Origin of the sequence: Desulfatitalea alkaliphila (genome assembly GCF_022968795.1) — a bacterium.
Taxonomy (GTDB): Bacteria; Desulfobacterota; Desulfobacteria; order Desulfobacterales; family Desulfosarcinaceae; genus Desulfatitalea; species Desulfatitalea alkaliphila.
The window spans coordinates 42,478-48,598 of the sequence record NZ_JALJRB010000033.1 but is presented as its reverse complement, the minus strand read 5'-3'; the positions used below and the strand labels follow the sequence as shown (position 1 = coordinate 48,598).

6 protein-coding genes are annotated in these 6,121 nt (G+C 61.4%); 3 read left to right on the top strand and 3 right to left on the bottom strand.

All coding sequences use genetic code 11. The annotated features are described in order from the left end of the window. Positions 1-25: 25 nt before the first annotated feature. Positions 26-1,441, bottom strand: a complete 1,416-nt coding sequence (locus tag MRX98_RS19660; RefSeq protein WP_246914176.1) for a sigma-54-dependent transcriptional regulator — start codon at positions 1,439-1,441, stop codon at positions 26-28. After that, positions 1,438-2,874 (bottom strand): ATP-binding protein, encoded by a 1,437-nt coding sequence (locus MRX98_RS19655; protein ID WP_246914174.1) that lies wholly within the window; start codon positions 2,872-2,874, stop codon positions 1,438-1,440. Before MRX98_RS19655 ends, MRX98_RS19660 begins: the two co-directional genes overlap by 4 nt. A 279-nt stretch (positions 2,875-3,153) precedes the next feature. On the opposite strand from MRX98_RS19655, the gene MRX98_RS19650 reads away from it, so the two are divergent. Beyond that, positions 3,154-3,621 carry a ferritin-like domain-containing protein gene (locus tag MRX98_RS19650; RefSeq protein WP_246914173.1) on the top strand — a complete coding sequence of 156 codons (468 nt, stop codon included), beginning with the start codon at positions 3,154-3,156 and terminating at the stop codon, positions 3,619-3,621. Beyond that, positions 3,618-4,514, top strand: a complete 897-nt coding sequence (gene miaA / locus MRX98_RS19645) for a tRNA (adenosine(37)-N6)-dimethylallyltransferase MiaA (RefSeq protein WP_246914171.1) — start codon at positions 3,618-3,620, stop codon at positions 4,512-4,514. The genes MRX98_RS19650 and miaA overlap by 4 nt, the downstream gene beginning before the upstream one ends. A gap of 238 nt (positions 4,515-4,752) precedes the next feature. On the opposite strand, the gene MRX98_RS19640 is transcribed toward miaA, so the two are convergent. Further along, complete coding sequence (locus MRX98_RS19640) at positions 4,753-5,532, bottom strand: cyclase family protein (RefSeq protein WP_246914169.1); 780 nt, start codon at positions 5,530-5,532, stop codon at positions 4,753-4,755. A 107-nt stretch (positions 5,533-5,639) separates the two neighbouring features. On the opposite strand from MRX98_RS19640, the gene bcp reads away from it, so the two are divergent. Next, entirely contained in the window at positions 5,640-6,110 is a 471-nt protein-coding gene (gene bcp, locus MRX98_RS19635) for a thioredoxin-dependent thiol peroxidase (RefSeq protein WP_246914167.1), read from the top strand. The last annotated feature ends 11 nt before the right edge of the window (positions 6,111-6,121 follow it).

The window sequence follows — 6,121 nt, the reverse complement described above, 5'->3', positions numbered from 1 at the left end:
AAGACATTGCCCCTACGCCCGGGGATCAGGGGGTTTTGGGTTTTTTCAGGTGGTGTTTGCGCATCATGTTTTGGAAATTGGTGCGTTTGAGGCCGGTTTGGCGGGCGGCTTGGGTGATGTTCCAATTGTTTTCGTTGAGGGCGTGGAGCAGGAAGTTTTTTTCGATGGCCAGGACCGCTTTGCTGCGGATCTCTTTTTTGAGTTGCACCAGTTCCTCGTTGGTGGCGGGGACGTGGGTCATGAGGGTGGTCAGGTCGCTGTTGGTGTCGGCGAAGGTGAGGTCACGGACGGTGATGGTGTCGGTTTCGCTGTGAATCACGGCGCGCTCGACGGCGTTGCGCAGTTGGCGCACGTTGCCGGGCCACTCTTGTTGGACCAGGTGTTGGACGGCCGCTTCGGCGAAGCCGCGGATGGGTTTTTCCATCTGGCGGGCGAACTGGGCGACGAAGTGGTAGGCGATGGGCAGGATGTCCTCGCGCCGTTCCCGCAGGGGCGGCAGAAAGATGGGGTAGACGTAGATGCGGTAGTAGAAGTCGTGGCGGAAGCGGCCGGCGGCCACCATTTCTTCCAGGTTCTGGTTGGTGGCCAGGATCAGGCGGATGTCCACTTTGCGGGGGGTGGTGTGACCGATGGACAGGAATTCGCGGCTTTCCAGGAAACGGAGCAGCTTGCCCTGCACTTCCAGGTCGATGTTGCCGATTTCGTCGAGAAAGACGGTGCCGCCGTCGGCCCGCTGGAAGATGCCTTCCTTTTCTTTGTGGGCACCGGTGAAGGCTCCCTTGGCGTGGCCGAACAGCTCGCTTTCCAGCAGGTTGCCGGAGAGGGTGCCGCAATCGACGGCGAAAAAGACCTTTTCGCTGCGCCGGCTGTTGGCGTGCAGCGCCCGCGCGACCAGCTCCTTGCCGGTGCCGCTTTCGCCGGTGATCAGGACGGTGGCGTCGGTGGGCGCCACCTTGGCGATCATTTCCACCACTTTTTTCATTTTGGCGCTGCCGCCCACCAACTGGTGCACGGTCGGGCGGCGGCGCGGTCCTTCCTGCACCAGGCGCCGGTTCTGGCGCAGGGTCTGGCGCGCCTGCACGGCCTGGGCCACCACGGCGCGCAGCTCATCGGGGGTGAAGGGCTTGGGCAGGTAGTCGAAGGCGCCCAGCTTCATCACCTCCACGGCCGATGAGACGGTGGAGTAGCCGGTGATCACGATGACCATGGTGTCGGGGGAGGCGGCCTTGACCCGCCGCAGCAGCTCCATGCCTCCCAGGCGGCTCATTTTCAGGTCGGTGACCACCACATCGAAGGTTTGGTCGGTCATGCGCGCCAGGGCGTCCTGGCCGTTGTAGGCGCAGGCCACGGTGTGACCGGCGCGGGTGAGGATCTTGCGGCAGTTTTCGCAGATGGGGGGCTCGTCGTCCACCACGAGCACGGTTGCGGGCGTTTGGCTCATGCCGGGTCGTTGTTCTGGTTCAATGGTAAATAGATGGAAAAACGGGTCCCGTGCCCCCTTTTGCTCTCCACCTCGATGGAGCCGCCGTGTTGCTGGATGATGCCGTGGGTGATGGCCAATCCCAGACCGGTGCCGGTCTCGCGGGTGGTGAAGAACGGTTCGAAGATCTTGTCCAGGTCTTCCTGGGGGATGCCCTTGCCGGTGTCGGCCACATCGATTTGCACCGCCTTGATGGAGGGTTGGAAGGCGGTGGTGATGCTGATGGCGCCCCCTTCGGGGGTGGATTCGACGGCGTTGAGGATCAGGTTGATCAGGGCCTGCTCGAGCTGCCCCTTGTCCACCATCTGGTCGGGCAGCCGGGGCGCCAGCTGGGAGCTGACCGTAATATCCTTGAAGGCGGCCTGTTTGTGGGTCAGCAGGATGGTTTCGGTCACGATGCCGTTGACATTGGCCATGCTTTTCTGCGGTTTGTTCTGCCGCGCGAAATCCAGCAGGCTGGTGACGATTTTGCGGCAGCGCAGGGTTTCGTTGGCGATGGTTTGCAGCTCCTCGCGGGCCGGATCTTCCTCGGCCAGGTCCTCCTGCAGCAGCATGGTGGAGGTGAGGATGGTGGTCAGGGGGTTGTTGATTTCGTGGGCTACGCCGGCCGACAACCGCCCGATGGAGGCCAGTTTGTCCTGCTCCATGAGCGTCTTTTGCATGTTGATTTCGCGGGTGATGTCACGGGCGATTTCGATGGCCCCGGTGACCGTGTGGTTCTCGATAATGGGATAGGTGCTGATGGCGTAGATCAGCTCCCGGTTCTCCTTGTCCAGATGCACATGGGTGGTCTGGGAGGGTTTCCCCGTTTCCAGGGTCTGCACCAGGGGGCAGGGGTGGTTTTCGCCGGAGCAGGGGGTGTCCCGGTGGTGGGTGATCTCATAGCAGTGGTGGCCGATGGCCTCTTCCCGCCGCAGGCCCAGCTTATTGAGCAGGTGGCGGTTGATGTCCGCGATGCGGTAGTCGCGGTTGATGATCATCACCTCCTCCTGAATCAGCTCGTCCAGGATCAGTTTGCACTTGGCCCGCGTGTCCTGCAGCTCGCGGCGGGTCTGTTTGTGCAGGTCGGACAGGTAGGAGAGCTCCCAGAAAAGCCGGATGGTCTGGGCCGAAATGATGCGCACCTCCGGCCGTTTGCGTTGCAGCAGATCGTTGAACACCTCTTCCCGGGCGGTGAGCTCGATGATCAGGTCGATGTCCTCGCGCTGCAACAGGTTGCCGTATTCGGTGGTGGTGGCGATGCCTTTTTCACGGGCCAGGACCATGCCGGGGGCTTGTTGGTCCAGATCCGCCACCATGATGATGCGCGGATCGATCTCCTGGAAGTCATGCTGTGCGATCAGTTCCATGAGGCGGACGCAACGGTCGCCGCATCCGACGATGGCGATTCTCATTAGGTGGTCCCTTTCAGTATGTCGACGGCGCATCGGAATTCGCTCGGGTAAGGGTTTTGAATCCTCGATCTAAACGGACGATGGCGCAGTGTTGATGGTTGTTGTTGCTTGCGCTGATTATACATGAAAGCGGGTGCAAAACAAAATTTATTGACCTGTGCCGAATAGCGGTTATGATCGGGCCACACCATTGTGAGGGCAGTGGCCGTTGCGACAATGAGCGTATCGATGACGGCCGGCATAGGGGCAGCGCTGCTGCGCAGATAGAAAGGATGGAGAATGGATTTCAAGAATTTGGACGACATCATCGACTTTGCCATCGAGAAGGAGAAAGAGGCGGCTGACTTTTACACCGGCATCAGCGGCCAGGAGCGTTTTTCCGGCAAGAAGCAGATGCTGCTGGAGTTCGCCGAGCAGGAGCGCAAGCATCAGCGCCTGCTGGAGGATCTGAAGGCCGGGCAAGTGGGGGCGCAGCTGGACGACTACAAGTTCAAGTGGATCACCGATATCAAGCGCAGCGATTATGTGGAGGATGTGACCTACCATCCGGGCATGGGCTACAACGAACTGTTGATGCTGGCCATGAAGCGGGAGGAGAACGCCTTGCGCCTCTACAACGAGATGTTGGCCAACGCCGAGACGGACGCGCAGAAGAAGGTGTTCAAGATGCTGTGCCAGGAGGAGGCCAAGCACAAGTTGTCGCTGGAGACCATGTACGACGATTTCATGGCCGAAATGGGGGATTGATCTTCGACCACGACATGCTGGTGGTGTGCGGGCCGACGGGAGTGGGCAAGACCGCCTTCGGCATCGATTTGGCCCGCCGCGTCGGCGGCCGGATCGTGGGGGCCGATTCCATGCAGATCTATCGCGGGATGGATATCGGCACCGCCAAGCCCACCGCCGAGGAGCAGGCGGCGGTGGTCCATTATATGGTGGACATCGTCGATCCGGACCAACCTTTCGATGCCGCGGCCTATGCGCGCCGGGCCGATGACGTGGTGCGGCAATTGAAGGCCGAGGGGATCGTGCCGGTGGTGGTGGGCGGCACCGGTCTTTATATCCGGGCCCTGGTGTACGGCCTGTTCGACGCGCCGCCCGCCGACAGCGCACTGCGGCGGCGGTTGCAGGCCCAACTGGACCAGGAAGGGGCCGCCGCCCTGCACGCCCGCCTGGCGGCCCTGGACCCGGCGGCCGCCGAGCGTATCCATCCCAACGACGCCTATCGTATTGTGCGCGCCCTGGAAGTGGTCACCGAGACGGGCCACCCCATCAGCGAGCACCATCGCCGCCATGGGTTCCGTCGGCCCCGCTACCGCGTACTGACCATCGGCCTGGAACTGCCCCGCGAGCAGCTCTACGCGCGCATCGACCGGCGCGTGGACGCCATGCTGGCCGAGGGCCTGCTGGACGAAGTGCGCGGCCTGCTGGCGCGGGGCTACGACCCCCGGCTCAAGTCCATGCAGTCCCTGGGCTACCGCCACATGGTGGATTACATCCAGGGGCGCCTGGATTGGGAAGAGGCGGTACGCAGTTTGAAACGGGATCATCGGCGGTATGCGAAGCGGCAAATTACTTGGTTTCGGGCCGATCCGGAGGTGCGGTGGGTTGGCCCTATCGGGCCCAGTTTTAAGTTTTAAGTGTTAAGTTTTAAGTTGAAGGAATTCTGGCGGTTAGATGGGTTTGTTGGGTTTATTGAGTTTGTTGGGTTCATGGTGTTCATTGGGTTGGTTCTTTGGTCACCCAGCCAAAATCCAACACACCCCACACACATATAATAGATAGAATTCATTAACTTAAAACTTAACACTTAAAACTTAAAACTGGCCCACAGGGCCCTAAACTTAAAACTGGCCCGCCAGGGCGGGCTCGTTTGCGTTATTCGGCTACAATGGCGACCGGGCGGGCCCAAGCTGCGGAGGCATTTTTGATTTTGATGGGGAAGCAGGCCACTTTGAAGGTGTGGGGGCGGGGGATGTGGTGCAGGTTGGCCATTTTTTCCATGTGGCAGTAGCCTTGTTCGATGCCGGCGAAATGGGCTTCCCAGATGATGGATGGATCGCCTTCGGCTTGGAATTGGCGGGCCAGGAAGGGCAGCGGGCGGTCCCAGGACCAGGCGTCGATGCCCACTACTTTGATGCCGCGTTCCAGCAGGTAGAGGGTCGATTCGCGGGTCATGCCGGCGCCTTTGATCAGGTATTCGGGGCGGCCCCAGAAAGCGTCGGCGCCGGTGCGCACCAGGACGATGTCCAGGGGTTTGAGAGTGTAGTCGATGCGCTCGAGTTCGGTGGCCACGTCTTGGGCGCTGATGGCTTCGCCGTCGGCTTTGTGGCTGAAGTCGAGCAGCACGCCGTCCTGGAAGCACCATTCCAGCGGGATTTGGTCGATGGTCAGGGCCGGGGCGCCCTTGTCCATGGTGGGGTGGTAGTGATACGGGGCGTCCAGGTGGGTGCCGGAGTGGGTGGTGAGCTGGATCGATTCCACGGCCCAGCCCAGGCCGGCAGGCAGCTGTTCGGGTTGCAGACCGGGGAAGTACTCGGTCATCTGGGCGGCGCCCGTGGCGTGATCGGTGTAATCGATGTGCGGGATCATTTTTTCGGGATCGCTGGGCAGGCCGTCTTCGATGGCCACAGCCAGGTCGATGATGCGCGTGGGCATTGCTTCCTCCCTTGTCGGGTGCTGGGTTGACAATCGGTTTCGCGACGCCATTTTTCCACTGCAATGAACCGTTCTTCCGACCATAACAAATATCGAGGAGATGCGCCATGACTCAACTGAAGGCAGGAGATGCGGCACCGCCTTTCCAGGCCCCGGATCAGGCGGGCCGCGTCGTGCGGCTGGCGGACTACGCTGGCGGCAAGCTGTTGCTCTATTTCTACCCCAAGGCCAACACCGGGGGGTGAACCACCCAGGCCCAGGCGGTGCGGGACGCACTGCCCCGATTGCGGACCATGGGGGTGGCGGCGGTGGGGATCAGCCCCGATGCGCCGGAACAGCAGAAGAAGTTCGATGAGAAGCATGGCCTCGGGTTCCCGCTGTTGTCCGATGCGGACCACAAGATTGCGGAGGCCTACGGTGTGTGGGGCGAAAAGAAGATGTACGGCAAGACCTTCATGGGGATCGTCCGCTCGGCGTTTTTGATCGATGCCGAGGGGCGTGTGGAGGGGGCGTGGTACAAGATCAGTCCCAAGGAGACGATGCCGTTGGTGTGGGGGGCCCTGGCGGGCCGGTTTTAGGGCCCTGGCGG